General features: G+C 47.8%; 20 protein-coding genes. 8 read left to right on the top strand and 12 right to left on the bottom strand.

Going from position 1 to position 23,195, the window contains the following annotated elements; translation table 11 throughout:
* Positions 1–28 precede the first annotated feature (28 nt).
* The gene (locus H1230_RS15035; protein ID WP_239716633.1) at positions 29–1,042 is read right to left on the bottom strand and encodes a CobW family GTP-binding protein; all 1,014 of its coding nucleotides are present in this window, start codon (positions 1,040–1,042) and stop codon (positions 29–31) included.
* A 182-nt stretch (positions 1,043–1,224) separates the two neighbouring features.
* Here H1230_RS15035 and H1230_RS15030 point away from each other — a divergent pair, with 182 nt between their 5' ends.
* The 5 genes from H1230_RS15030 (at position 1,225) to H1230_RS15010 (ending at position 5,649) form a co-directional block, all read left to right on the top strand.
* The gene (locus tag H1230_RS15030) at positions 1,225–1,740 is read left to right on the top strand and encodes a MogA/MoaB family molybdenum cofactor biosynthesis protein (RefSeq protein WP_239716631.1); all 516 of its coding nucleotides are present in this window, start codon (positions 1,225–1,227) and stop codon (positions 1,738–1,740) included.
* Between the two features lie 180 nt (positions 1,741–1,920).
* On the top strand, positions 1,921–2,958 hold the full coding sequence (locus H1230_RS15025; RefSeq protein ID WP_239716629.1) for an ArsR/SmtB family transcription factor: 1,038 nt from the start codon (positions 1,921–1,923) through the stop codon (positions 2,956–2,958).
* 36 nt (positions 2,959–2,994) lie between these two features.
* Positions 2,995–3,792 (top strand): ABC transporter permease, encoded by a 798-nt coding sequence (locus H1230_RS15020; protein WP_239716627.1) that lies wholly within the window; start codon positions 2,995–2,997, stop codon positions 3,790–3,792.
* Positions 3,793–3,814: 22 nt separating this feature from the next.
* Positions 3,815–4,834, top strand: a complete 1,020-nt coding sequence (locus H1230_RS15015; protein WP_239716625.1) for an ABC transporter ATP-binding protein — start codon at positions 3,815–3,817, stop codon at positions 4,832–4,834.
* Positions 4,831–5,649, top strand: coding sequence for an ABC transporter permease (locus tag H1230_RS15010; RefSeq protein WP_239716623.1), 819 nt, complete (start codon positions 4,831–4,833; stop codon positions 5,647–5,649). The genes H1230_RS15015 and H1230_RS15010 overlap by 4 nt, the downstream gene beginning before the upstream one ends.
* 326 nt (positions 5,650–5,975) lie before the next feature.
* Here H1230_RS15010 and H1230_RS15005 read toward each other — a convergent pair whose 3' ends face one another.
* From H1230_RS15005 to H1230_RS14960, 10 genes are all read right to left on the bottom strand, one after another.
* Complete coding sequence (locus H1230_RS15005) at positions 5,976–7,295, bottom strand: nitrogenase component 1 (RefSeq protein WP_239716621.1); 1,320 nt, start codon at positions 7,293–7,295, stop codon at positions 5,976–5,978.
* Complete coding sequence (locus H1230_RS15000; protein ID WP_239716619.1) at positions 7,279–8,760, bottom strand: nitrogenase component 1; 1,482 nt, start codon at positions 8,758–8,760, stop codon at positions 7,279–7,281. Before H1230_RS15000 ends, H1230_RS15005 begins: the two co-directional genes overlap by 17 nt.
* 28 nt (positions 8,761–8,788) lie before the next feature.
* Complete coding sequence (locus tag H1230_RS14995) at positions 8,789–9,592, bottom strand: ABC transporter ATP-binding protein (protein WP_239716617.1); 804 nt, start codon at positions 9,590–9,592, stop codon at positions 8,789–8,791.
* Complete coding sequence (locus tag H1230_RS14990; RefSeq protein ID WP_239716614.1) at positions 9,589–10,581, bottom strand: ABC transporter permease; 993 nt, start codon at positions 10,579–10,581, stop codon at positions 9,589–9,591. Before H1230_RS14990 ends, H1230_RS14995 begins: the two co-directional genes overlap by 4 nt.
* Positions 10,582–10,610: 29 nt before the next feature.
* Positions 10,611–11,735 carry an ABC transporter substrate-binding protein gene (locus tag H1230_RS14985; RefSeq protein ID WP_239716612.1) on the bottom strand — a complete coding sequence of 375 codons (1,125 nt, stop codon included), beginning with the start codon at positions 11,733–11,735 and terminating at the stop codon, positions 10,611–10,613.
* A gap of 39 nt (positions 11,736–11,774) precedes the next feature.
* Positions 11,775–13,094 (bottom strand): O-acetylhomoserine aminocarboxypropyltransferase/cysteine synthase family protein, encoded by a 1,320-nt coding sequence (locus H1230_RS14980; RefSeq protein WP_239716609.1) that lies wholly within the window; start codon positions 13,092–13,094, stop codon positions 11,775–11,777.
* A gap of 2 nt (positions 13,095–13,096) precedes the next feature.
* Complete coding sequence (gene nifB, locus H1230_RS14975) at positions 13,097–14,467, bottom strand: nitrogenase cofactor biosynthesis protein NifB (RefSeq protein ID WP_239716607.1); 1,371 nt, start codon at positions 14,465–14,467, stop codon at positions 13,097–13,099.
* A gap of 10 nt (positions 14,468–14,477) precedes the next feature.
* Entirely contained in the window at positions 14,478–15,371 is an 894-nt protein-coding gene (gene nifH, locus H1230_RS14970) for a nitrogenase iron protein (protein WP_239716605.1), read from the bottom strand.
* 31 nt (positions 15,372–15,402) lie between these two features.
* A complete protein-coding gene (locus H1230_RS14965) occupies positions 15,403–15,759 on the bottom strand; it encodes a NifB/NifX family molybdenum-iron cluster-binding protein (RefSeq protein WP_239716603.1) in 357 nt (118 codons plus the stop codon).
* A gap of 299 nt (positions 15,760–16,058) precedes the next feature.
* Positions 16,059–16,577, bottom strand: a complete 519-nt coding sequence (locus H1230_RS14960) for a hypothetical protein (protein WP_239716601.1) — start codon at positions 16,575–16,577, stop codon at positions 16,059–16,061.
* A gap of 187 nt (positions 16,578–16,764) precedes the next feature.
* On the opposite strand from H1230_RS14960, the gene H1230_RS14955 reads away from it, so the two are divergent.
* The 3 genes from H1230_RS14955 to H1230_RS14945 are packed head-to-tail and all read left to right on the top strand — an operon-like array spanning position 16,765 to position 20,760.
* On the top strand, positions 16,765–18,375 hold the full coding sequence (locus tag H1230_RS14955) for a spore germination protein (protein WP_481857147.1): 1,611 nt from the start codon (positions 16,765–16,767) through the stop codon (positions 18,373–18,375).
* Between the two features lie 11 nt (positions 18,376–18,386).
* Entirely contained in the window at positions 18,387–19,622 is a 1,236-nt protein-coding gene (locus H1230_RS14950) for a Ger(x)C family spore germination protein (protein WP_239716599.1), read from the top strand.
* 49 nt (positions 19,623–19,671) lie between these two features.
* The gene (locus H1230_RS14945; protein WP_239716597.1) at positions 19,672–20,760 is read left to right on the top strand and encodes a GerAB/ArcD/ProY family transporter; all 1,089 of its coding nucleotides are present in this window, start codon (positions 19,672–19,674) and stop codon (positions 20,758–20,760) included.
* A gap of 124 nt (positions 20,761–20,884) precedes the next feature.
* Here the strand turns inward: H1230_RS14945 and H1230_RS14940 are convergent, their stop codons facing one another.
* Positions 20,885–23,191, bottom strand: a complete 2,307-nt coding sequence (locus tag H1230_RS14940) for a thiamine pyrophosphate-dependent enzyme (protein ID WP_239716595.1) — start codon at positions 23,189–23,191, stop codon at positions 20,885–20,887.
* Positions 23,192–23,195 lie beyond the last annotated feature (4 nt).

The raw sequence follows: 23,195 nt of genomic DNA, 5'->3' as shown, positions 1-23,195 counted from the left end.
AACCACCTTCTATCGCTGAAAAACGATTCTATAAACTTCTTTTTACCGTGCCAGGCCGGACTACTAACGTGCGCTTCTCCAACAGCAACAACTTGCTGCGAAGCTCACTTGACGAGAAATGCTCGCCGATGAATACGGCAACGTCAGGCACCTCGCCCTGTGGGGTGATTTTCATAAAATCTGATTCCCGATAGGCATATTGAAAAAGAAACCGGCTCGACGTGTCATTAAAGGTGACGATTCCTTTAGCCCGATAGACATCCCGCGGCAGATCCTTGACGAATTGCTCAAATTCCTCACTGTTGACCGGACGCTTAAAATAATGGGTATACGCCATTACATGATCGTGTGAGGCATGCATAGAACCTGTTTCCTGTTCAACTTCAGCTTGTTCAGCATCTTCAACATCGATCAGGTCATCAGTGAGAACTCCTCCAGCAACGCTCAACAGCTCTTCTGTATCCACCTCACAGCACACTGCAGGCAAGATTATTGCATATGCATTCCATTTTCGCAGCACTGTGGTTATTTCTTCCGCCTCTGCTGACGATATCCGGTCGGTCTTATTCAGTATCAGTACGGAGGCGCAGCGGATTTGTTCCTGCATCAGTCTGTAGGATGCGCCCTGCTGTGTGCGGTATAACCCTAACAGATGCGCAGCGTCAACAACCGTAATCAGACTCTTTAACTCTACTCGCTGGTACAACGAGGTCTCGGTCACACCGTCGACAATTTCCAGCGGATTCGCCGCACCGGTCGCTTCGATCACTACGACGTCCGGCGATTCTTTTTTGACCAAGGTAGCCAGCTCTGTACTGAGATCACCACGAATGGAGCAGCAGATACAGCCGCCCAGCAATTCCGCCATCGGTACAGATTGCTCCAATAACAAACCATCGAGGTTCACCTCGCCCAGCTCATTCATCACCACGGCCGGACGCAGCCCCTGCTCCTTCCAATGATCCAGAAGCCGCTGCAGCAACGTTGTTTTGCCGCTCCCCAGAAATCCTGACAATATATACACAGGTACAACCTGTTCCATGTTTCATCTCTCCCCTAAAATACGGTTATGGTAGCGAGTGTACTACATGTAGTTGCCTCGTGCAAGCACACTATTACCTCATAACGTTCATGACTGCTAGCTCCGGACTGACTTGTCTTTGGCTCAGCCATCACCTATCATTGATACAAATAGCGATTACTCTTATCAAGGAGTTGGTAAACATGTCATCTGTGGATGAACATCGCCGGGAGGCGCCACAATCAGTCGCCTGCTATATTATTACTGTCTCAGACACCCGAACCCTTGAAACCGATACGGGCGGAGCGTTAATTCAATCTCTGTTAGAACAAGCCGGTTATACCGTTGCAGGCCGCACTATCGTTAAAGATGATTATGAGGAAATTCGTGAGCTAGTCTATAAAAACTCTGTTCATTCTGGAATAGAGGCTGTGTTGTTAACTGGCGGAACTGGCATTTCTCCCCGGGATACAACCTATGAGGCCGTTGCTTCCCTGTTGGATAAATCACTGCCAGGGTTTGGGGAAATCTTCCGGTATCTCAGCTTTACGGAGGACATTGGCTCCGCCGCAATCCTGAGCCGGGCCATTGCCGGCACGATTGGGAGCACGGCCATCTTCTCCATGCCAGGCTCCGAAGGTGCGGTTAAGCTGGCCATGGAACGTCTGATCATCCCTGAGCTGCGCCATGTAATGAGGGAGATTTACAAGCGCTCTTAGTTCACAAGAGCAGTTGCATACACTTAAGGCAAGAGAACCACTGTTGTGCGTTAAATGCACACGGGGTCTCTTGCCTTTTTTAATTTCAATTGACAATAACTGTGATTCCACATATAATTTTGAACACTTTACGCGAAAGTGGTTTTTGATTAACCAAATGGTTAATCGGAAAGGAACGAGATGAGCTCACTCCCAACATTAACTCGCAAGATTAAGACGATTGTTAGCCCTTTTCATGAATTGTTATGCAGCCTGCATGTCTTGGATCAGCCGGAGCATCACCCGAAACGCTTGCAATGGGCGCTGGGGCTTAAAGCACAAATGCCGCTTTCGCTGCAAGAGGCTATACACACCCTGGGGAAATTGTCGGACAGCTGGACAGCTCTCATTGATCTTCCCGATCATGCCGGGATACCTGTGTCCTGCATGGATGGAATCATCGAACTAAATCAACTGCCGGATGCAGAGTTCATCCTCCTGTTGCTCAACAACAAGGTATCTCTAAGCACCATTATTTACAAAATGCACGGAAAAGAAGGGTTGCTGCCAAAAGAGGAACTGGACACTGATCTGCAGTATCTGCTTACGAACCTAAGTGCTGTCCGCAAGCTGCTCATTGCTACGCTGGAGACCTATGAACGAGATTATTTCCGCCAGGAATGGGACTTTATTGAGCCCTGGATGAACATTGCGGCCGCAGAATTTCAGGAAACAGCCTTCCGAGCTCCGGAAAAAGCAATAAACAGCCTGCATCCCCGTCTGCTTGCAGAGAACGGGACGGTATCTGCGCAAAAAGCAGTCACTTATTACTATCCTTACGAGCAACTGCAGCATGTTTATGTGTTTCCTTCGACATTCATTTTTCCGCATCTACTGATCGGGTCGAACGAGGATACATTATACCTTCCGCTTGCGGTAGATATTCCCGGACTTTCCTACAGTGAGGGCCCACCTGCTGATCTGCTGCGCCAGCTCAAGGCATTGGGTGATGATACTCGTCTGCGTATCTTGAAGCTGTTATGGAAGGGACCTTATTGCACCAAGCAGCTGGCTCCCATCTTAGGCATCTCAGAAGCAGCAGTGTCCAAACAGCTAAAGCAACTCAGTGAGGCCGGGTTCGCCAAGTCTCAACGTAAAGGAAACTACTTATTCTACAGTGGCTGCAAAGATGCCTTTGATGCGCTCATCGTTCTGCAGAGGCAATTTCTTGAACAATGAAGCTTTAATGTATTGACTAAAAAGGAGCTGTCGCTTGTGTGGCATACCGCTATCGCGACCTTGGTCAGGAACCAGCGGGCTAATCGCCGAGCCTATCCCTGGACCTTTACCTTAGGTCATATCATTGATGGGACCTATCTTGTTCTCATCTCATATTTCTCTTATGTCTACCTCATTCAAGGTGACGTAGATTCACAATTTGCGGTTTACACAGGCAGCAATGATTATTTAACCTACGTCATTATCGGAGGGCTGCTGAATATGTTCTCCATCAGCATGATGATGAATATATCCAGAGCCTTGATCACCGAATGGCGGGAAGGCACATTGGAAGCGTTGCTGCTCTCACCTTCCAACCGAAACGGTTACTTTCTGGGCAATGCCGTGCAACAGCTATACCGTAGTGGCTTGGAGTTACTGGTGGTGCTCAGTTTCGGGATTCTGGCAGGTCTGAGGCTGCCCTTCCCCCATTTGTGGTCCATCTTTATCGGAGGTCTGGCCTATTTACTAGCCTGCTATGCGATGGCGTTGGTGCTGGGCAGCATCATGCTCTTCACACGGGATACTTACATTGTGCAGAATACCTTATTTGCATTCACTGCTCTGCTATGCGGTTTTCAATTCCCAAGGCAATATTTGCCTGAAGTACTGCAGCACGCGGGCGAGATCTTCCCGTTAACCCACTCGCTTCAGTTGCTGCGGGGCGCTCTACTTACAGGAGAAACGATTGGATTGCAGGATATCTTGCCAATCGTACTATTAAGTACGGTATATATTGCGGTAGGTCTATGGAGCAATCGACTGGTGGAACGGAAGTTGTTTGAACGGTTCTAGATACTGGAGGGATAATCTGAAGATGATTAAGCTAAATGAAGTCAGTAAAATTTATGAAACCAAACATAGGCAGGGCTGGTTCCGCTCTGAGAAAAGATCGGTAAGTGCGGTGAAATCCCTGAGTCTGACCATCGCCTCCGGGGAGATTGTAGGACTTCTCGGGCTCAACGGGGCAGGCAAAACCACTACGATCCGCATGCTATCCACCTTGCTCGAACCTACCTCCGGCAGTATTGAGGTAGACGGACTTTCTATGGCTAGAAACCGACAGGCTATCCAACAAAAGGTGAATATGATCGCTGGAGGTGAACGGATGCTATACTGGCGGCTTACCGGCCGTGAGAACCTCCAATACTTCGGCAAGCTATATGGTCTTAAGCGCTCCCAGATTGAGCGGGAAGCGGAAGCGCTGCTGCGCGAGGTTGGATTAACTGAAGCCGCAGACCAGCCAGTTGAGCAATATTCAAAAGGCATGAAGCAGCGCCTGCAGATTGCCCGCGGCTTAATCAACGACCCGCAGTACTTATTCCTGGATGAGCCTACGCTCGGGTTGGATGCGCCTATTGCCAGACAACTGCGCAGTACCGTGCGGAAGCTTGCGCTGGAGAAAGGCAAGGGAATCTTGCTGACCAGCCATTATCTGCAGGAGGTTGAAGAGCTCTGTGACCGGGTCTATGTGCTGAATCAAGGTGAACTACTGCTGTGTGATACGCCTGAGCGTATTGTCCAGCAGGTCGCGGGCACACAAACCGCCCATCTGGATGTCACAGGCTGGAGCGAACAGCTGCGCCCGCTGCTGGTTGAGCAGCTTGCTGCAAGAGAGTATCCTGCGGCACTGGTCAGTACTGACCCTGCAGGAATCAGCACACTAAGAAGCGATGCGTCTTATCGTATCTCGGTGCAGACCCCTTCTGCGGATCGCTTAATTACAGAACTCCTGCCGTGGACGACCCAGCATGGTCTACATATAACCGGCTTCGCTTCCGAAAAGCCTAATCTGGAGGATGCTATTATCCTGCTCTCGGAGGGGAAGAAGTCATGACATCCGGAGGTTTCTGGCTGACAATCCGCGCGGAGGTGAGCAAGCAGCACCAGAATCGCACGAAGGGACGGGCTGTATTTTTCTCCCTACTCTTGTGGCCTGCATTAACTTTTCTAACTTCCTACTATACGATGCTGCCCTACAGAATTGGTGAAGGTTCTGTCCTCTCACGCGTGATACCGGATGGACGAGTGCCGTTATTTTTGCTAAGCGGTTATCTGGTATTCCAGTTATTCTGGACTGTCGTTCAGGCGGCCTGGCTCTTTGAACTCGAGCGTAAGGGTGGCACGCTGGAAATGGTCTTTCTTAGTCCCGCTTCCAAAATGGCGTTTCTGTACGGCCGCTCTCTATATTCCCTTTTCCACGGAATTTGGATGTTTGCCGTCTTTTCGGGCCTGACATTCATCTTCGTAGCAGATATTTCGACCATTAATTGGCTAGCTTTACTCCCGGCATTACTGCTTATTATGGTGTCGGCAATAATCTGGGGAGCGGCACTTTGCGCAATATCACTGTTCTCCAGAGATTCTGGACTGCTGTATTACATTTTCCAAGCTCCGATGGAGCTGTTCGGAGGAGTGCGTATTCCCCCTGCTGTATTCCCGGCGTGGGCAACCGGACTCTCGCTGCTCTTCCCGTTAACCTATAGTCTGATTCTCGTGCGCGGAGCATTAAATAACCAGATTGGCAGTCCTTGGTGGTGGTCACTATCCGTTCTTATCGTAGGTAACACAGCACTTATAGTCGCTACACGTTATATACTGACTCGCGCGGAACAACATGCACGAGTGAAAGGAAACTGGACATTATTCTGAGTGTGTGTGAGGTAATGCGAAGTATTCTCAGACGTTAACTAGGGGCTGATCTATAATCCATGAAATGGCTGTTTGGGACACCCCCTATGGCGAATGAAGAGTGAGGAAGGATATGCGCTTTCCTGCTAAAGCAGGCCACTACGGATCTAAAACGAAAACGAGCCAGTCTCCCTTAATCCGGAGACAGACTCGTTTTTTAACTATTGCAGCTTTGGAGTGTCAAAGGACTGTCCCATAAGTGGAAAATATCTTCATTTGGGAGAGCCCTTGTATATACGTAGATATAGACTAAGAGGCAGATTGCTCACCATGCTATAAATCTAATCCTAGCGGTAGGTTCCCAGCACCCGATCATAAATATCCTCCACCAGCCGGAGTCCGCCATTATAACCCGCATATCCGCAGTTCAGAATCAGTCGGTACGTCACGGGTACACTGACTGGAAGCAAGTCGGCGCCGATCTCGTTAGCGAGATCCCGCTCCCACCCACTGCCCAGGATTAGCGAACGTTGCTTCAACTGGTTCTTGCGAATGTCCTCCTGAATCCCTCCACCGTCTTCGGTAAATTCCACACTCGCCGAACGTCGTTCGGATATCGTGCGGAACTGCTCGCGAATGCTTTCACGATACTCTTCAGGCGTATTATCCACGATATATTGCTCAGCTGGAAGAATTCCCAGTTCGTTCAATAAATATTTGGCAAAGCCAACCGCATAAGTCGCATCAAGGATGGTATAGAATACACGCGGCAATCCATAACGGAACTCCAGCATGAAATCCGCGGTGCGTTCAATATGGGAGTAGAATTTTTTCTCTTCACTAAGAATAAAAGCTTCTGCCTGTTCCCTGTTAACGCTGCTGAAATCTGTCACCCCCCGCAAAAAGCGACTACTCTCGATTCCCCCAACTGGCAGATAAGGAAAATGATAAAAGGGCGTATCATACTTGCGCTGCAGCAGCTCTGCGCTCTTCAGTCCGGGCCAGGCTGAGACGACTATATTAAATTCCGCTTGCGGAATCGTAAGCCATTCCGGTGCTCCACCGGATTCCGGACCGAATAACACGTTGGCCTTAAGGCCGATGCCTTCCAAGAGTCGTTTCAGCTCCTGCAGATTGCCAATCCAATATGGGTCCTGATAAGGAATGGTGGCGAACAGATTCACAAGTCCGGGAATCTTCTCGTCCTTCGAAGGAGCATACTTGTCAACGAATTGTTCTATAACCGCTTTGATAATCAGGTCATGGCTGACATAATTATTGCTCTTGAAGCCGCCGGTTTCAGCATATACGATCGGTTTACCTAAATCCTGAAAATCTCGGGTCACCTGGCCCACATCATCACCGACAATGTCAGAGGTACATCCAGTCAGCACCACATATAAATCGGCGTCTATGACCTTAAGTGCACCTTCAATTACCCCACGAAGCTTGCGTTCTCCGCCAAACACGATTTCAGATTCACTTGAATTTGTGCAGGGAATCGTGCTCCCGCCTGCGTAACCTTCGCCTTGCCCTAGCAAGCTGTGTATTTTGGTGCTGCAGCCTGGGCCTGCATGAACGATTGGAACTGCACGATTAATGGCGATCACCGATTGCTGAACACCCAGAGCACAGGAGTAACGCGGCTGTTCAATAAGCTTTGACATGACTGTTTCCTCCCAGAAAAGTATACGGATTCTGTTCCATCCACCACTTGGTGTAGGGCATGCTGCTGTGTTTGGCCAGATTCGTCACAAATTCCTTATTATCCAGCGTCTCCAGAATACGCTCGGCATAATTGAGCAGCCCTTGATACCCCCAACTGAAATGTTCATCCCCAATCAGCAGAGTTGGGATTCCCAGCTTAGCTCCCCACAGCGTCATACCGCCGTGACGGGCAATCATCAGATCGGGGCGCACCCGGTTCAGAATATTCACCAGCTCATAAGCCTGCTTATTGCAGACATTGTAATTCTGGATATCCCCGTAGGTTTTGACCGTGTGATCCAGCATATCCGCTGCCGGATCGCCGTTGTCGTACACCGGATCATGATGAAAAATGGCTGCACCTTGCACATCAATGCCCAACTCGCGTAGCAGCGCAATCAACGCATGCCCATGCGCCGAGCCGGCCGTAAGATAACAAGTCGTGCCCGCTAGTTTGGCTCTATACTCTTCCAGTTTCGGCAGCACTGCAGCTTTCTCTTCACGAATAATCTCCTCCACTTCCTGCTCACGGTTCAATACCCGACCCAATTCACGCATCCAGGCATCCGTACCCGCCAGTCCGTAAGCCAACGGCGCCTTGATCTCCGGAACTCCATAGACCTGCTCTAGGGCAGCGCCGAGATAAGTTCCAAGCGTGGGGCAGATTTGAATCGTTGCGGCCGCCTCGGATATTTTCTCAAGCTGTGCTACCGTAGAGAATGGCACAATATAATCTGCTTCATACCCTAGTTTATTTAATAAGCCGGAAAATACATCGCTCCCCCAAAAGTTGATAATATTCACCTTGTTGGTTTTCTTCTCTGGCGGTTTGACAATTTTGCGGACAATGGAGTGATAAGCCGAATCGAAGCCGGAAGTCCAGATCTTCGATTTAAAGCCTTCACAGAAGCAGGACACCACCGGAATACCCAACTCCTTGGTCATGCGGTTAGTTACACTCTCTACGTCATCGCCAATAATGCCAGAAGCACATGATGTAGTAACAAAAATAGCATTTGGCTTTGCCCGTTCAAAGGCTAACTTAATGGTATCTTCAAGCTTGCGCACCGCACCAAAAATAGTATCCATTTCTTCAATATTCGTATTGAAATATCGGCCGATGGCAGCTGGAAGCTTACGCTCCATCTGGCCGACACGGTAAACGAAGTTGAAACCGAAGAAGTCACCAGCGCAGCCTACCGGCGCATGATTGACCATCGCCGCATCCGTAATCATCGATAGCTGGCAAAAGGCATTTCCAGAGCTGCAGCCCATGCACTGGCTGAAGGAACGGGAAGCGTCCTGCAAGCCGCCGGCATTAGAGCAACTAACCAGTCCAGCAGCGGTTCCTGCAAAGCCGGTAATTGAACCCAGTCGCTGTTCACGAACCTGTACCTCGGAGGCGTTCAAATTTACTTTGCTCATCGTTCTCTCCCTTTCCTGGCCTATAGGCCTACAAATAATACTCCAGATTCTTCCTGTTTCCTGCGAAATGCAGGGTCTCCAGGATTTTGGACCGTAAGCGGATAAACTCGGGGCTGTTTCGATCCCGTGGATGCTCCATCCCCACCTCGACAATCTCCTGAATTTGCCCCGGTCTTGAGGTCATAATTACAATCCTGTCACTGAGATATACCGCTTCGTCCACATCATGGGTGACGAGAATCATAGTGGTACCGCGCAGCTTCCACAATCTGAGCAGTTCATCCTGCAGGTTCATGCGGGTAAAAGCATCCAGCGCACCGAGCGGTTCATCCAGCATCAGTACCTTAGGCTCGTTAATCAACGCCCGAGCCAGTGAAGCTCGCTGCGCCATACCGCCCGACACTTGATGTGGATAAGCATCACCAAAACCCTGAAGCCCTACCATGTCGAGATATTCATCCGGCTTGTTGCGGTTGTTTTGGTAGATTTTTCTCGCCTTAAGCCCTGCGGCAATATTCCGGCGAATCGTCATCCAAGGGAATAGATTGGCTTGCTGAAATACATATCCCCGTTCATAATGTGTCCCCTGAATGATCTCACCGTCCAGCAACATCTCACCGCTTGCACAATCATCCAGCCCGGCTATTAGACGCATCAAGGTTGTTTTGCCGCAGCCGCTGGGTCCGATGAAGGAGACGAACGTACCCGGATCAATCTCCAGATTCACATCCTTTAGCGCTTCAACCTTGCTCCCTGACTCATCGTCATAAATTCGGCTGACTTTCCGAATGCTGACTGCTCCTTTGACATTCCCTAGTGCATATTGACTCATTTCACCAGCCCCTTTTGCCATCTCAGCACGCGGTCTCTTACTCTGAATACGATCGCCATTACAATGGAGAAGGTAACCGCCATAATAATGATGGAAGCATACACTTTGGCATAATCAGACCAGCCCTTTGCCCAGTTGATATACCAGCCGAGTCCCGCTCTAGCTCCGATCATCTCGGAAACGACCAAAGTAGCGAAGGAAATGCCAGTAGCCGTATAAATTCCCGTAAAAATCGAAGGCATCGCCCCCGGAATCGCCACCCGAAAGATCAGAAACCTTTCATCTGCTCCAAGCGTCCGCGCCGCTTCAAAATACGTATTCTGCACATTAGCAATTCCAACGCTAGTCATAAAGGCCACCGGAAAACAAACGGCAATTACAATAAGCAACACGGCCGCATAGAAACTCGACGGAACCAGGATCATCACAATCGGAATGAGTGCCGTGGCCGGAATGACTCCCATTACCTTTAGCACTGGAAACATCCAATAGCTCCATTTGCGGTACCAGCCGATCAGTACCCCCAGCACAATACCGATAAAGCTGCCGATGAGAAAGCCGATCACAAGCAACCGCAAGGAATAGGCAGTACTAAGCAACAAGGTATCGGCATCATCTACCATGACTGATACAATCTGCGCCAAACCCGGCACGAACGGCAAAGGAAGCAAGTCGAGCTTAGTAGTCAGCACATCCCATATCGCCAGCACAAATCCCAGCACTAGATAAAAGGGGGAATCATGCAGCGCTTTTTGATAGCCTTTAGCGTTCAATCTGCCAAGCGGAATCCGTATCGCAAAAAAAACAAGGAATGCCAGCAGCAAAATCCGATAAGGTAAAAGCTCTACCTCCTGCCGTGAGGGCAGCAGGACATTAACCAGTAAGGCAATCCCAAACGATAGAATGGGTAGGCCAGCCCGTAAACCCTTAGAGAGGTGGAGGCTGCTGCGGGAGCGGCTAAGTGCCAGATTACGATCGACAATGCTCATAAATGGTTACCTCCTCAACCGCCGAACCACTATTTAGAGGTGGCGAACACATCGTAATAGGCTTTCTTTAAGAATTCTTCAGGGTCCGTATCCTTTTTCAAAAATCCGGTCTGGCTGAACTGTTTCACAAAATAACGAATATCGTCCTGAGCAGCTTCGGTGGTATAATTAAAATGATAGCTCTTGATCAAATCCGTCACGAGTGTAAGATCATCGGTCGATACATATTTCTTCTCGATTTCTAGCTTGGCCGTTTCTTCGGGATGCTCGGCAATCCAGGCTGTTGCCTTTTGATAAGCGCGGGCTATAGCTGCAACTCGTTCTGGGTTCTCTTTAATTTGTTTCCCAGAAGCGTACAGGAAGCAGCAGCTTTTGCCGGCAAAGTTATGATCTGTAGAAATATCCGACAGCACGGTATAGCCGTCATTCACTTCAGCCAGTTTGCCAAACGGGTCCCAAGCCGCATAGACATCGATTTCACCCTTCTTTACTCCTTCTTGTAGCTGGTCCAGCGGATACGCCAACCACTGTACATCTTTTTGCGGATCAAGTCCGGCGTTGGTAAGCACTACGCTGGCAACTGCCATCGGCACACCCCCGATTTCATCGACACCGATCTTCTTCCCCTTCAGGTCAGCAGCCGTCTTGATACTGGAGCCAGGGGGAACAACCAATTTGATGCAACCATGATGCAGCCCGCCAATCACCTTCAGATCCAAACCTTGCTGGATCGAGGTGAACCATACGAAATCTCCGTTAGTAACCGTGAATTCACCTGTTGTAAGTCCAGCCTTCATTGCGTCCATCGAGCCGCTGACCAGTTCGACATCCAGCCCCTCTTCAGCGAAAAAGCCTTTCTCATAAGCGACATAGCTCGGTGCACCACATACAGCCCCGCTAAGCGCCTGAATTTTGAGCTTTCCATATTTATACGATGCAGGTGCTGCCTTGCTGCTGTTAGTAGCAGAAGCATTGCTTACCGGAGCATCTGCAGCAGCGGTTGTTTTATTGGATGAGTGATTATGGTTGTTAGCAGACGTTTTTTGTTCGTTTGAATTCGCGCACGCTGTAACTACAAGCAGTGCTGAGGTGACCAGCAGAATAGCCGGCAGCTTCCTTTTATTCTTCCACTTGTTCTTCCTATTCTTCTTCATTCCATAACTTCCTTTCTCATATAAGGGGAATGTACGTATTCACACTAGGGTTCCTACAAAAGCCTTGGCAAAAGCCTGTTCCAAATCGTCGATCAAGTCTTCAGCATCCTCCAGTCCGATGGAGAGCCGAATAGTTTCCGGCGAAATTCCAGCCAAGGCCTGCTCCTCAGCATTCAACTCACCATGTGTGGTCTTAGGAGAATTGATAATCAATGAGCGGGCATCCCCCACATTGGCATGATAACTAAACAGCTCTACCGCATTTAAAAAAGCTTTTAGTTGCTCTTCGTTCCCCTTGAATCCAAAGGAGAATATAGAGCTTGCACCTTTGGGAAAATACTTCTCCGCTAGAGCCTTGTAAGGATTGCCTTCGGCAGCGGGATGGCTTACCCAGCTTACTTTGTCGTTATTCTGCAGGTAGTCCACAATTCGCAGGGCATTCGATATCTGCTTGGTGATGCGTTCCGACAGCGTCTCTATTCCCTGTAACAGCAGGAAAGCATCAAACGGACTGAGTGATGCACCAAAGTAAGCAAGATAGCTTAACCGAGCTCTGGTTGTGAAAGGAGCCTCCGGAAACACCTCCAATATGCTGCGTTCACGGCCTGTTGATTGTTCTCTAAGCAGATATTGTGGTTGCTCAAAATGTGGGAATTTTCCGTTACTCCAATCAAATTCACCATTCTCTACGATGACACCGCCTATTGTGGTCCCATGCCCACCAATCGCTTTCGTTGCCGAATAGATGATAATGTCGGCTCCATGCGCAAAGGAATCGAATAAGTAGGGTGTGCCAAAGGTGTTGTCCACCACTAACGGAAGGCCGTTATCATGAGCAACAGCTGCGATGGCCTCGATATCCAGCACTGTAGCATTGGGGTTACTGATGCTCTCGATCAGCACTGCCTTGGTGTCAGGCCCAATAGCCTGGCGAAAGGATTCTGGATCGTCTGAATCTTCAACAAAATCTACGTGAATCCCAAACTTCGGAAACAGATGTTTGATCGCATCAAAGGTACCGCCGTACAGCTGCGGTGTTGTAACAATCCGCCCCCCGCCTTCCGCCAAGTTCAGCAGCGCATAGGTAACCGCCGCCATTCCGGAAGCTACAGCTACGGCTCCTGAACCGTGGTCTAGCGCAGCTAGCCGCTGCTCTAGTACGCTTACCGTCGGATTGCCGATTCGCGTGTACAAATAACCGGCTTCCTCCATGCCAAACAGCTTCTCCCCCCGCTCTACACTGCCCAGATCATAGGATGCTGTCTGATAAATGGGGACCGCTACCGCATAATTATGTTCACTTGAATCGTAGCCCGCCCGTACTTTCAAGGTGTCAAAGCCCAGCTTTTTCCCAGCCATTGTTATCCCTCTTTCCGCTTGTTTATATTGGAGGTTTCATCGGTGAAGTACGTGAAGAACCGCCCGTATTGCCCCAGTGCTGTATCAATATCATCCTTGGTTACAATCGTCATAATATCTGCCTTGCGCAGTGCCTCCTGCGGAAAGGTTCCAATGCCCGAACAGAGCAGTATCCGGCAATCCCGCAACAAGTCCACGGTTTCCGCTAGAATGAAAGATTTCCCTTTACCATCATCTTCATCGCATTCTGCCGTCCCGTTGCAGTAAGCCTGAATCTTGCGGACCCCAAGCAGGCGTGAGCTTACTCCATCGGCCTCATAGACCAGAAACTCCTTGGCATGGCCAAAATGAAGATTCACCTTGCCGCCTCCTCTTGTCGCAACGGCAATCCTTACTCCGTTACCGCCGAAACCTGAGGTGCCGCCAGACTGTCGATGCGACCTGCGCGCCTGCAGCTCTGCATCTAACCGTAATAACTCCACCTCCCGCTCCTCTTGGGAGTATACTGGCAATCCTACCTGCCCCTCACATCCACCACGGTCCTCGCCCAGAAGACCCACCGCATCAGCGCGGCACTGTCGGCAATGCCGCATCACTGGCATAATAGCAGCCGATTGTTCTTGAATCTTAAGCGTTAACTCCGGCGCAGGTGCTTGGTGTCCGTCTCGTTCAAAGCGACTCCCTGGTGAAATGATTAAAGGCATAATATTATGCGAGAATGCCCCTGCAGCTTGAACGGCACGCGTTACCTCAACCAAATGTCCAGCATTCACACCCGGAATAAGTACCGAGTTAACTTTAATCTTAATGCCACGCTCCGCTAACAGCTTGATCCCTTCCAGCTGTTTAGAGATGAGAATTGCGGCCGCTTCCTCACCCCGATAGGCCTTGCCTCGATAATAAATGGAGTGATAAATCTTCCCCCCGATTACGGGATCGACCGCGTTCATCGTTACCGTGACATGATTAATGCCGCAGTCTATAATCTCCTGTACATAATCAGGGAGCTTCAATCCATTCGTGCTAAGGCACAGCTGCAGATCCGGCATTCCTTGGTTTAGCAGCCGAAACGTCTCAAAGGTCTGTACTGGATTAGCCAGGGGATCTCCTGGCCCGGCAATACCTACCACAGTTAAGCGAGGCAGAATAGCAGCAGTCTTCCGTACGTTCTGATAAGCCTCCTGTGGTGTCAGCACCTGACTTACTACACCTGGGCGGCTCTCGCTGACACAATCGTATTTAATGTTGCAGTAGTTGCAGTTAATATTGCATTTCGGAGCAACGGCCACATGCATTCTAGCAAAATACTCATGCGCCAGCTCGTCGTAGCATGGATGACGTTGAATCTCTTGCAGTGTGCTCCCCCCTTCCATGACTGAGTCCTTATAAGTTTACTGCAGCTGCTGGAGTCTCAAGTTCAGCTTTCTGGGCTGCCGCTTCCTGTGCTACCAGATGCCGGCCCCATTCAGCCGCCCACTGGCGCAGTTCATGTGTATCCAGCGGTGCAGGCACCTTGGATACGGTGTGCTCAGCAATCTTTTGTGCCAGGCTGCGATAGACCTTCGCTTGCTCTGAATCCGGTGCTGCTTCAATGGTTGTCTTCCCCTGAAGTTCACTTCGAGTGACAGTAACGGAACGAGGTATATATTCGACCACTTGGGTATCCGTTCGTCTAACGAAATCATCCACAATATCCTTGGCATACGGCGCATTGATCGAATTGGCAATGACTCCGCCCAGCAGTGCGCCGCCTTCTTGCGAATACTTGTGAATCCCTTTAAAAAGATTATTCGCCGCATAGATCGCCATGAAATCCGCTGATGTGACCGTATAGACATGCTCGGCAATGCCCTCGCGAATCGGTACGGCGAAACCTCCGCAGACCACATCACCTAACACATCGTAAATCACAAAATCCAGGTCCAACTCCTCGAACACCTTCTGTTGCTTCAGCAGTGAGACCGACGTTATGATCCCACGGCCAGCACAACCCACACCTGGAGCGGGTCCACCCGCTTCAACACAATAAATACCGTTGAAACCTTGGAAAATCACATCTTGCGCCTTCACCGTATGGCTGTCCCGCAGCGTATCGAGCACGGTTGGTATGTATTCTCCGCCTCTCAGGGTATTGGTAGAATCACTCTTCGGATCGCAGCCGAATTGCATTACCTTATAACCTGCGACCGATAAGGCCGCGCTGATATTGGATGTCGTAGTCGATTTTCCAATACCACCCTTGCCGTAGATCGCAATTTGTTTAACCTTTTTAGCCATGTGCAACTCTCCTTTGCTGGTAATAACATATTTAATTTAGAATGGATTCCCGACCCGAACGGAGAAAAAGGGTTAACCGATCAAGTGCCTGCTCAATAGGTGCATTTACAGCCAGGGCCTGAATCCCCTTGCCGTGCAATACCGCCCTTGCTCCTGGACCTATGTGACTTACTAGCACAAAAGAGCAATCATCCAGCAACTCCGCCACAGCCCGCAGCTTATTCTCTGCATGCCCCTGCAGTGTAAACAGATGCTCATAAATCCGGTTCTCAATTCGACTGTAGTTCCCATCCTCGTCTACTTCATAGATCAGAAATCGATCACAGCGTCCAAAATGCTGATTAACGATGTGACCATCCGAACTGCCTATTGCTACTTTCCAAGACATTCCAACCCCTCCTAAAGTAATGTCGTCTCACCACTCCTGAATGCACAAAGAGGCCAAACCGCTCCACCTCTTCCTGGTGTTTGGTTTGACCTCCGGACCATTGTCCAGTCAGCCTTTAACATGTGTGATATTATTCACATTTGTATCAAAAGAAAAGGCCGGAACGACATCTGCTAAGATGCTGACCGGCCTGCGGTTAACCGCTTGGCTAATTAAACAAATACACATTGATTTACTTTGTTTTAATATACCGAAGGAATGCACAAAGATCAATCCCTAAATTGGTGAATATTGTGTGATCAAAAATGTGCATCCATACGTTCAAATAGATTTGTGAACAAAGCCTTTACCTTTTGCGAATATTTCCCCTTCTCTTTTCCCATTGAGGTATACACGAGCGAAGTATTATCCTTTGTGTAAATTTCTGTTTTTGTCGTTCTAGTTTCAGCGATTTGTTCATTTCCATACCAGCCTGGCATCTTCTTCAGCAACATTTGTGGACTTGAGAATACATGCAGCGTAATCGTCTGTGAAGGCTTGCTATTTATCAGGAACTGATAGCTAATATTACCTCTGCTATCTTCAGCGAACATATCGTGAGTCAGCTTAATCTTTTCTCTGGCAAAAGAATGCCGCATTTCGTTAATAAAGCGTCCATTCAGACCTTTCCCCTGTGACTGTGCGAGCATTACCCCATCCTGATAAGACTGTAGCTTATATCTTCCTGCTTCTTTCTGTACCTGCTCTTGACTGCAGCCTGCCAAGACCATACCTAGCACCATTACAGCAGCTAATAAACTTGCTAAACGTTGCATCATGTCAACCTCACTTCCTCCCTCTCTTCTAGCTACAATCTTGCTATCTATAGGATGGCTGAGAACATGACTTCTATACTTTCTTTGAAAAAATGATAAATTAAGCAGCACTGGGCTGACTATTATCCTCCTATGAATATTTCCTAGTTGAAAAGTAAAAGTTATAGTTGAACAAGGGAGGCATGTGCCAATGCATTGGATGAAAACTATACTAAAACCCGCCAAACGTCGTCCGCAAAAGAAAGCAAATCCAATAACACAGACCCCTGAAGCGATAAATTCTTCATTGTCTCATAGTCTGACTTTACTTCAAGCTAAGCTTGGTCATAGCCCTGACTTTATCATACGTAAATTTGGCGACAGTTCATCTAATGCTGGCCTTCTTGCCATTTGTTATATCGAAGGGCTGATCGAACAAAACTTACTATCGGACTTAATGGAAGCCTTAATTGCAGAACAGGCCTCTAAGACCTCTTTAACATCTGATGTACACACTGCAATTGATGCCATAAAGCAAAAAATCCCTACGGGAAATTTAAACATCGTCAACACAGAAGATCAAATGATCGCGGCTATCCTTGCTGGAAATGTCATAATTCTGGTGGATGGTGTTCAAGTTGCTTTGGCTGCTTCCATTCAAGGTGGTATCAGGAGAGCTGTTGAGGAGCCCACCACACAAACTGTAGTTCGTGGCCCGAAAGAAGGGTTTACAGAAGAACTTTCTACCAACATAACATTGCTCAGACGAAAGCTGCGGACACCCGATCTTAAGTTCGATAGTCACAATATCGGTAGATACACACAAACCAGAGTCGTATTGGCCTATATTGAAGGACTTGCCCGGCCGGAAGTGATAGAAGAAGCGAAAAAACGATTACAATCCATAGATACGGACAGCATACTTGAAAGTGGATATATAGAAGAGTTCATTCAAGATGCGCCGCTTTCCCCATTCCCTACACTCTTAAATACAGAACGCCCTGATACCGTAGCAGGAAGCTTATTGGATGGACAAATAGCTATCTTCATTGATGGAACGCCTTTTGTTCTGCTCGCACCCGTTACCTTTATTAAATTTTTTCATTCGAGTGAAGATTATTATCAACGATACGACATTTCAACCTTTCTACGGATTATCCGTTTGTTCTCTTTCCTAATCGCCCTACTGCTTCCGTCCTTGTATATTGCTATCACGACCTTTCATCAAGAAATGCTGCCAACTACCCTTCTAATTACACTAGCTGCACAACGGGAGGGAACGCCATTCCCAGCTTTATTGGAGGCGTTGATCATGGAATTGATCTTTGAAGTTATTCGTGAAGCCGGCGTTCGGATGCCCCGGGTCATTGGTCCGGCCATATCCATCGTAGGAGCACTTGTCATTGGTCAAGCAGCGGTGCAAGCGGGTCTGGTCTCTGCAGCAATGGTTATCGTAGTGTCCTTTACAGCGATATCAAACTTTGTAATCCCTTCCTTTAATATGGCGTCAACTGTCCGGCTTATCCGTTTTTTTCTCATGCTTATGGCCGGAATGCTCGGATTTTTTGGGATACTGGCCGGGCTTATCCCCATTTTATTTCATCTCGTCGCGCTCCAATCTTTCGGCGTTAGATACCTGATGCCCTTCGCCCCCTTTACTAAATCAAATATGAAGGACTTTTTCATTAGAGTACCGTGGTGGGCCATGAAGACCAGACCCAATGGGATATCGGGACCCAATAAGACTAGACAAGCACCTCATCAATATCCCGTCAGTTCAGCTAAAAAAGGGCGTAGAGATGAGCCAGATAATCAGAAATAAGGAGAGAAACTATGCGCCGACTGTGGGTTATTTCTGCTGTACTTATTATAGAGTTATCGCTCACGGCATGCGGAAGCCGTACCGAGTTGAATGATTTAGGAATCACAATTGCAACCGGAATAGATGGTCATAAAGGGGATTGGACAGTAACCTACCAAGTTATTCTCCCTTCGGCGATGTCCTCCAGCTTAGGCGGATCTGCCGGAGGAGGTTCTTCTCAAGCCGCCGTGCATACCTTCTCAACCCAAGGAAAGACCATTCGAGAAGCTATTGATATCAGTAACCTAGAAAATCCTCGCAAGCTGTATTTTGCCCATAATAATGTAATTATCATTGGTAAACAGGCTGCAGAAGAAGGCATTGAGGAAGTTATTGATAACTATTTCCGTAATCCTGATGCCAGGGAAACCGTGAAAGTATTAGTAGCTGACCGGAAAGCTCGGGAAATCCTAATACAACTCCTCCCTCCGGAAAAGCTCCCTGGTCAAGCACTCTCAAAAATCCTACAAAAGGATGACCAAACAGGCTCATTTTACCCTTCAATCTCCATATATGAATTAGCACTGAAAATCAGCTCTGACAGTGGTTCTTCAGGAGTTCCTGAGGTATCTATAGCAGGATCTGATGATGCAACATTGGAATCCGCTGATATTTCCAAAAAAACATCTTCCAAGGCAAATCTAAGGTTAACCGGATTATCTATATTCGATAGAGCCAGGAAGGTCGGAACTTTAAATCAAGCGGAGAGTCTGGGCATTTCGTGGCTAACCAACCATATGAAGAGCAGTACCCTTTCATTTGAAGATGAGAATGCTAAGAGCGCAGAAAAGGCTTTATCTTCTTTCCGGATTATTAAGGCTAAAGTTAAGGTTACCCCTGTAAAGGGCCCTCTGCATTTCTCCTTAGATGTCAAGGTGAAAGTGGCCGGAGAGTTGGTCATATCCAATTCGGAAGAAGATCCCGCGAAGACGGAAAGTATAAAAAAAATGCAACATCAAGTAGAAAAGGTCATTGAGCTGCAAATTAAGGAAGGCTGGAAAACCGTTCAGAAGCTGCACATCGATCTTGTGGGTATCGCCGATAAAATCCATCGAAAGTATCCGAGATATTGGAAAGAAACTAAGAAAAACTGGCCCGAAGAATTATCCAGAATGGATATTAACATTGATGTACAAGCCTCCATTAAACGACCTGGACTTTTTCAGAAGTCTTTTAGCAATCTACTGAAGTCCAATACTGATCAATAAAACTTGAAGCTTGAACAGCAAATCAACGAAAGGAGGTGACATGTACCCGATGAATCAAAGTACAACCCGTGTCTCCGAACTGATCATTTGTCTTGTATTATTTGAGGTAGGCAGCACCACATTATTTCTTCTAGGTGGGGAAGCTAAACAAGATGCATGGTTAGCCATGTTAATTGGGGCATTATTAGGCCTGTTCCTTCTTTTACTTCATCTGGCTATCCACCAACAGAACCCTAGCCTGGATTTATTCCTCTTATTCCGCCGTTATATGGGCAAATATCTGGGTACGTTCATAAACCTTCTGTTTGTTGGTTATTTCACCTATGAGACTTCCCGGAATTTACGCGATTTAGGCGAACTGACCGTAATGACTTTATTGAACCAAACACCAATGTGGATTATTATTTTGATAACAATCATGGTTATCTGCAATAATATCCGCTACGGGCCTGAAATATTCTTCCTAATCTGTGTAGTGCTTTTTCCCTTTATATTATTCACCTATATGATAATTGGTATATTAATACCTGCCACTGGCCTCATTCATTATGATTTCATGTTCCCGATTCTGGAGAATGGGCTAAAGCCGGTTCTACAAACAGCAATTCCCGACATCGTCTCTTTTCCGTTCGGACAGACGGTATTATTTCTTGTCTTTTACCCGCTGGCAACGAAAGGGCGGAATCTCTCTAGAGCGGTTATCATTTCCTATATAGTTGTTGCACTTTTTCTGACTCTATTTAATCAGCTTAATATACTTGTTCTGGGACCCAAAATTGCGGCTAACAGCACTCTGCCTCTTCTGGGAACGGTACAATTGATTCAATTAGCGGAGGTGTTTGAACGGATGGATGCCCTGTTTATCATGATTCTCTTTCTCGGCTTAGGAATCAAGATGACCGCTTTTTTCAATGGTGCAGTGATAGGCCTGGAAAGAATAACCGGAGTTCGTTCTAAAAAATGGATACTTCCTCTGGGAGCTATCATTTTTGGGCTTTCCTTTCTATCGCCCAATTTCACTCAGCATATTGAGATCGGCCGAGGTGTTGCGGTCAAATACTGGTGGCCCATTTTCCAGTTTGTTCTGCCTTTATTGCTCTTTGTAGTCATGTTAGTTCGTAAACCCAAGCAGAAATAACCTTCAGAGCTATTTCCAAGCTGCTGTGGACCGAAAACGCAAACAGCCAGCCTCCAATAACTTGGAGACTGGCTGTTTATCTACTCAATCATAGATTATGAAATGATGACACGCTTCCTTGAACTTACAAATCCGGATGCTCATGTTTTACTTTCAGACGGTTCCAGCGACGTTGAACTTCATCTTCGAAGATATGCAGGGCCGGTTCATTCTCTGGTTTAAGCAGATGGCGGGTCTTGCCCATCGTCTTCAGCCAAGCAGAAAGCTCAACACGTTTATCCTTCTCTTCTGGATTGTAAGTGATATTCGTAATTCCCTGTTCTACTTCATACAGAGGGAAGAAGCAGGATTCTACGGCTAGAGATACAATGTTAGAACCCTCTTTATCCTCAGACATCCAGTTTAATGGACAAGCCGTTAAGATTTTACCATACACCAGACCTTCATTCTGCGCATACCACTGTGCTTTAGCTGCTTTTTTCACGAGATCCTGTGGAAAAGCCTCAGAGCCAGTGAACACGTAAGGAATGTTGGTTGCAGCCATAATCTGTGCTGTATCCTTATGTTGGGTCGATTTACCTTGCTGGAACTTACCAATACTCGAGGTAGTTGTACGGTGCCCAAGCGGCGTAGAATAGGTCTGCTGAGCACCCGTATTCATATAACCCTCATTATCATACTCAATGATAATCATCTTGTGTCCACGCAGTGCAGCACCTATAGCCGGTCCCATACCGATGTCCATCCCACCATCACCAGTAACCATAACGAATGTAAAGTCCTCTTGAATACCAAGTTCATCAAGCTCACCACGGCGTTTGCGTTCCCAGAACATCTCGACTACACCAGACAGCGTAGCTGCACCATTCTGGAACAGGTTATGGATAAATGTTGATTTGTGCGAAGAATACGGATAGCCCGTAGTCGTTACCATTGCACAGCCTGTGTGATAGAGGGCTACGATATCTCCTTCTATCCCTTTGAAGAATGTTTCCAAGCCTGAGAAAATCCCGCAGCCCGGACATGCACCATGACCTGGTGACACACGCTTAGGTTTCTTCGTTAAACTGCGCAGTGGTGGAATCTTCACACTCAGCTTGCCTGTAACTTCATCCTGCTTCACAGTAATCAGACCTGTTTTGAGTGACTCAAAGTTCATCGGCTTCAAAAGACGCTGTGGTGCTTTTTCTGGAGCACCGGCATTATGACCATAATAGTCAAAAGGAACTTCAACCTTACCTGCGGTAACAGCATCCATCGCCAATTGGAAGAAGTTATGCCCGTCCTCAGCGTAGAAATCCTTGCCACCCAACCCGTAAATCCGGCTTATGACTTGGGTAGTAGTATTGTTATACGTAAACAATGCAGCTTTAATCTCATTCACCATGTTGCCGCCATGTCCGCCAATAGAATCCGCACGATCTCCTACTGTGATGGCTTTCACATTCTTCAGGGCTTCAGCAATCTGCTTCTGCGGGAAAGGACGGATCATGTTCGGGGAGATTGAACCAGCTTTGACACCTTGCAGGCGAAGCTGATCTACAACATCCTTGATAATCTCCGAAGCGGAGTTCATCAGGAATACGGCTACATCAGCATCCTCCATCCGATATTCCTCAACGATCGGATAGTGACGTCCGGTTAATTCACCGAATTCTTTGGATATTTCTTCGAAAACATCGCCAGCATTATACATGGCTACTGATTGTTGATAGCTATTGTTGATCGAGTCAGGTTCATTCATATAAGCACCAACAGAAACCGGATTATTACGATCCAATGTATCTGTAAAGCCCGTTGGTGGTTGTTCTCCCACAAATTTTTGTACATCTGCACGATGGACAAATGCCTGCACCCGTCGTTTTTGGTGGGATGTAAAGTAGCCGTCGGAAGCAATCATCACTGGCAGTCGGACCTTGGCATGCTCAGCTAGCTTAAGCGCCATCAGGTTCATATCATAGACAGACTGTGGATCGCGACACATCAGAATTGGCCAGCCTGTATTTAGCGCGAAATATAAATCGGAATGGTCACCGTGGATGTTAAGCGGTCCAGAAATCGCGCGGCAGATCAAATTCATAACCATTGGCATACGTGATCCAGACTGTACGGGCAATTGCTCCAGCATGAACATGTAACCTTGTGCACTTGTCGCATTGAATACTCGTCCACCTGCTGTAGAGGCACCATAACAAATACCGGCAGAACTGTGCTCCCCATCCGAAGGGACCAGCATAATATCATGCTGTCCGTTAGCTTTCATTGTATCCAGAAACTGGGCGACTTCCGTCGATGGTGAAATTGGAAAGTATCCCATTACATGATAATTGATCTGATGAGCAGCATAGGCTGCCATTTCATTCCCGGATTCATATAGAGATTTCTGCTCTACCTTGGCAGAGCCGACTTCTTTTTCATAATCGATAGCCATGTGT

This window comes from Paenibacillus sp. 19GGS1-52, from assembly GCF_022369515.1.
Lineage (GTDB): Bacteria > Bacillota > Bacilli > Paenibacillales > Paenibacillaceae > Paenibacillus_AQ.
The sequence above is the reverse complement of the archived record's forward strand: the minus strand, read 5'-3'. Positions and strand labels throughout refer to the sequence as shown.

What these genes read in the sequence shown, in the direction of transcription:
- H1230_RS15035 (WP_239716633.1), bottom strand. Translation starts at nt 1,042, where the DNA reads ATGGAACAGGTTGTACCTGTGTATATATTGTCAGGATTTCTGGGGAGC.
- H1230_RS15030 (WP_239716631.1), top strand. Translation starts at nt 1,225, where the DNA reads ATGTCATCTGTGGATGAACATCGCCGGGAGGCGCCACAATCAGTCGCC.
- H1230_RS15025 (WP_239716629.1), top strand. Translation starts at nt 1,921, where the DNA reads ATGAGCTCACTCCCAACATTAACTCGCAAGATTAAGACGATTGTTAGC.
- H1230_RS15015 (WP_239716625.1), top strand. Translation starts at nt 3,815, where the DNA reads ATGATTAAGCTAAATGAAGTCAGTAAAATTTATGAAACCAAACATAGG.
- H1230_RS15010 (WP_239716623.1), top strand. Translation starts at nt 4,831, where the DNA reads ATGACATCCGGAGGTTTCTGGCTGACAATCCGCGCGGAGGTGAGCAAG.
- H1230_RS15005 (WP_239716621.1), bottom strand. Translation starts at nt 7,295, where the DNA reads ATGTCAAAGCTTATTGAACAGCCGCGTTACTCCTGTGCTCTGGGTGTT.
- H1230_RS15000 (WP_239716619.1), bottom strand. Translation starts at nt 8,760, where the DNA reads ATGAGCAAAGTAAATTTGAACGCCTCCGAGGTACAGGTTCGTGAACAG.
- H1230_RS14995 (WP_239716617.1), bottom strand. Translation starts at nt 9,592, where the DNA reads ATGAGTCAATATGCACTAGGGAATGTCAAAGGAGCAGTCAGCATTCGG.
- H1230_RS14990 (WP_239716614.1), bottom strand. Translation starts at nt 10,581, where the DNA reads ATGAGCATTGTCGATCGTAATCTGGCACTTAGCCGCTCCCGCAGCAGC.
- H1230_RS14985 (WP_239716612.1), bottom strand. Translation starts at nt 11,735, where the DNA reads ATGAAGAAGAATAGGAAGAACAAGTGGAAGAATAAAAGGAAGCTGCCG.
- H1230_RS14980 (WP_239716609.1), bottom strand. Translation starts at nt 13,094, where the DNA reads ATGGCTGGGAAAAAGCTGGGCTTTGACACCTTGAAAGTACGGGCGGGC.
- nifB (WP_239716607.1), bottom strand. Translation starts at nt 14,467, where the DNA reads ATGGAAGGGGGGAGCACACTGCAAGAGATTCAACGTCATCCATGCTAC.
- nifH (WP_239716605.1), bottom strand. Translation starts at nt 15,371, where the DNA reads ATGGCTAAAAAGGTTAAACAAATTGCGATCTACGGCAAGGGTGGTATT.
- H1230_RS14965 (WP_239716603.1), bottom strand. Translation starts at nt 15,759, where the DNA reads ATGTCTTGGAAAGTAGCAATAGGCAGTTCGGATGGTCACATCGTTAAT.
- H1230_RS14960 (WP_239716601.1), bottom strand. Translation starts at nt 16,577, where the DNA reads ATGATGCAACGTTTAGCAAGTTTATTAGCTGCTGTAATGGTGCTAGGT.
- H1230_RS14955 (WP_481857147.1), top strand. Translation starts at nt 16,765, where the DNA reads ATGCATTGGATGAAAACTATACTAAAACCCGCCAAACGTCGTCCGCAA.
- H1230_RS14950 (WP_239716599.1), top strand. Translation starts at nt 18,387, where the DNA reads ATGCGCCGACTGTGGGTTATTTCTGCTGTACTTATTATAGAGTTATCG.
- H1230_RS14945 (WP_239716597.1), top strand. Translation starts at nt 19,672, where the DNA reads ATGAATCAAAGTACAACCCGTGTCTCCGAACTGATCATTTGTCTTGTA.
- H1230_RS14940 (WP_239716595.1), bottom strand. Translation starts at nt 23,191, where the DNA reads ATGGCTATCGATTATGAAAAAGAAGTCGGCTCTGCCAAGGTAGAGCAG.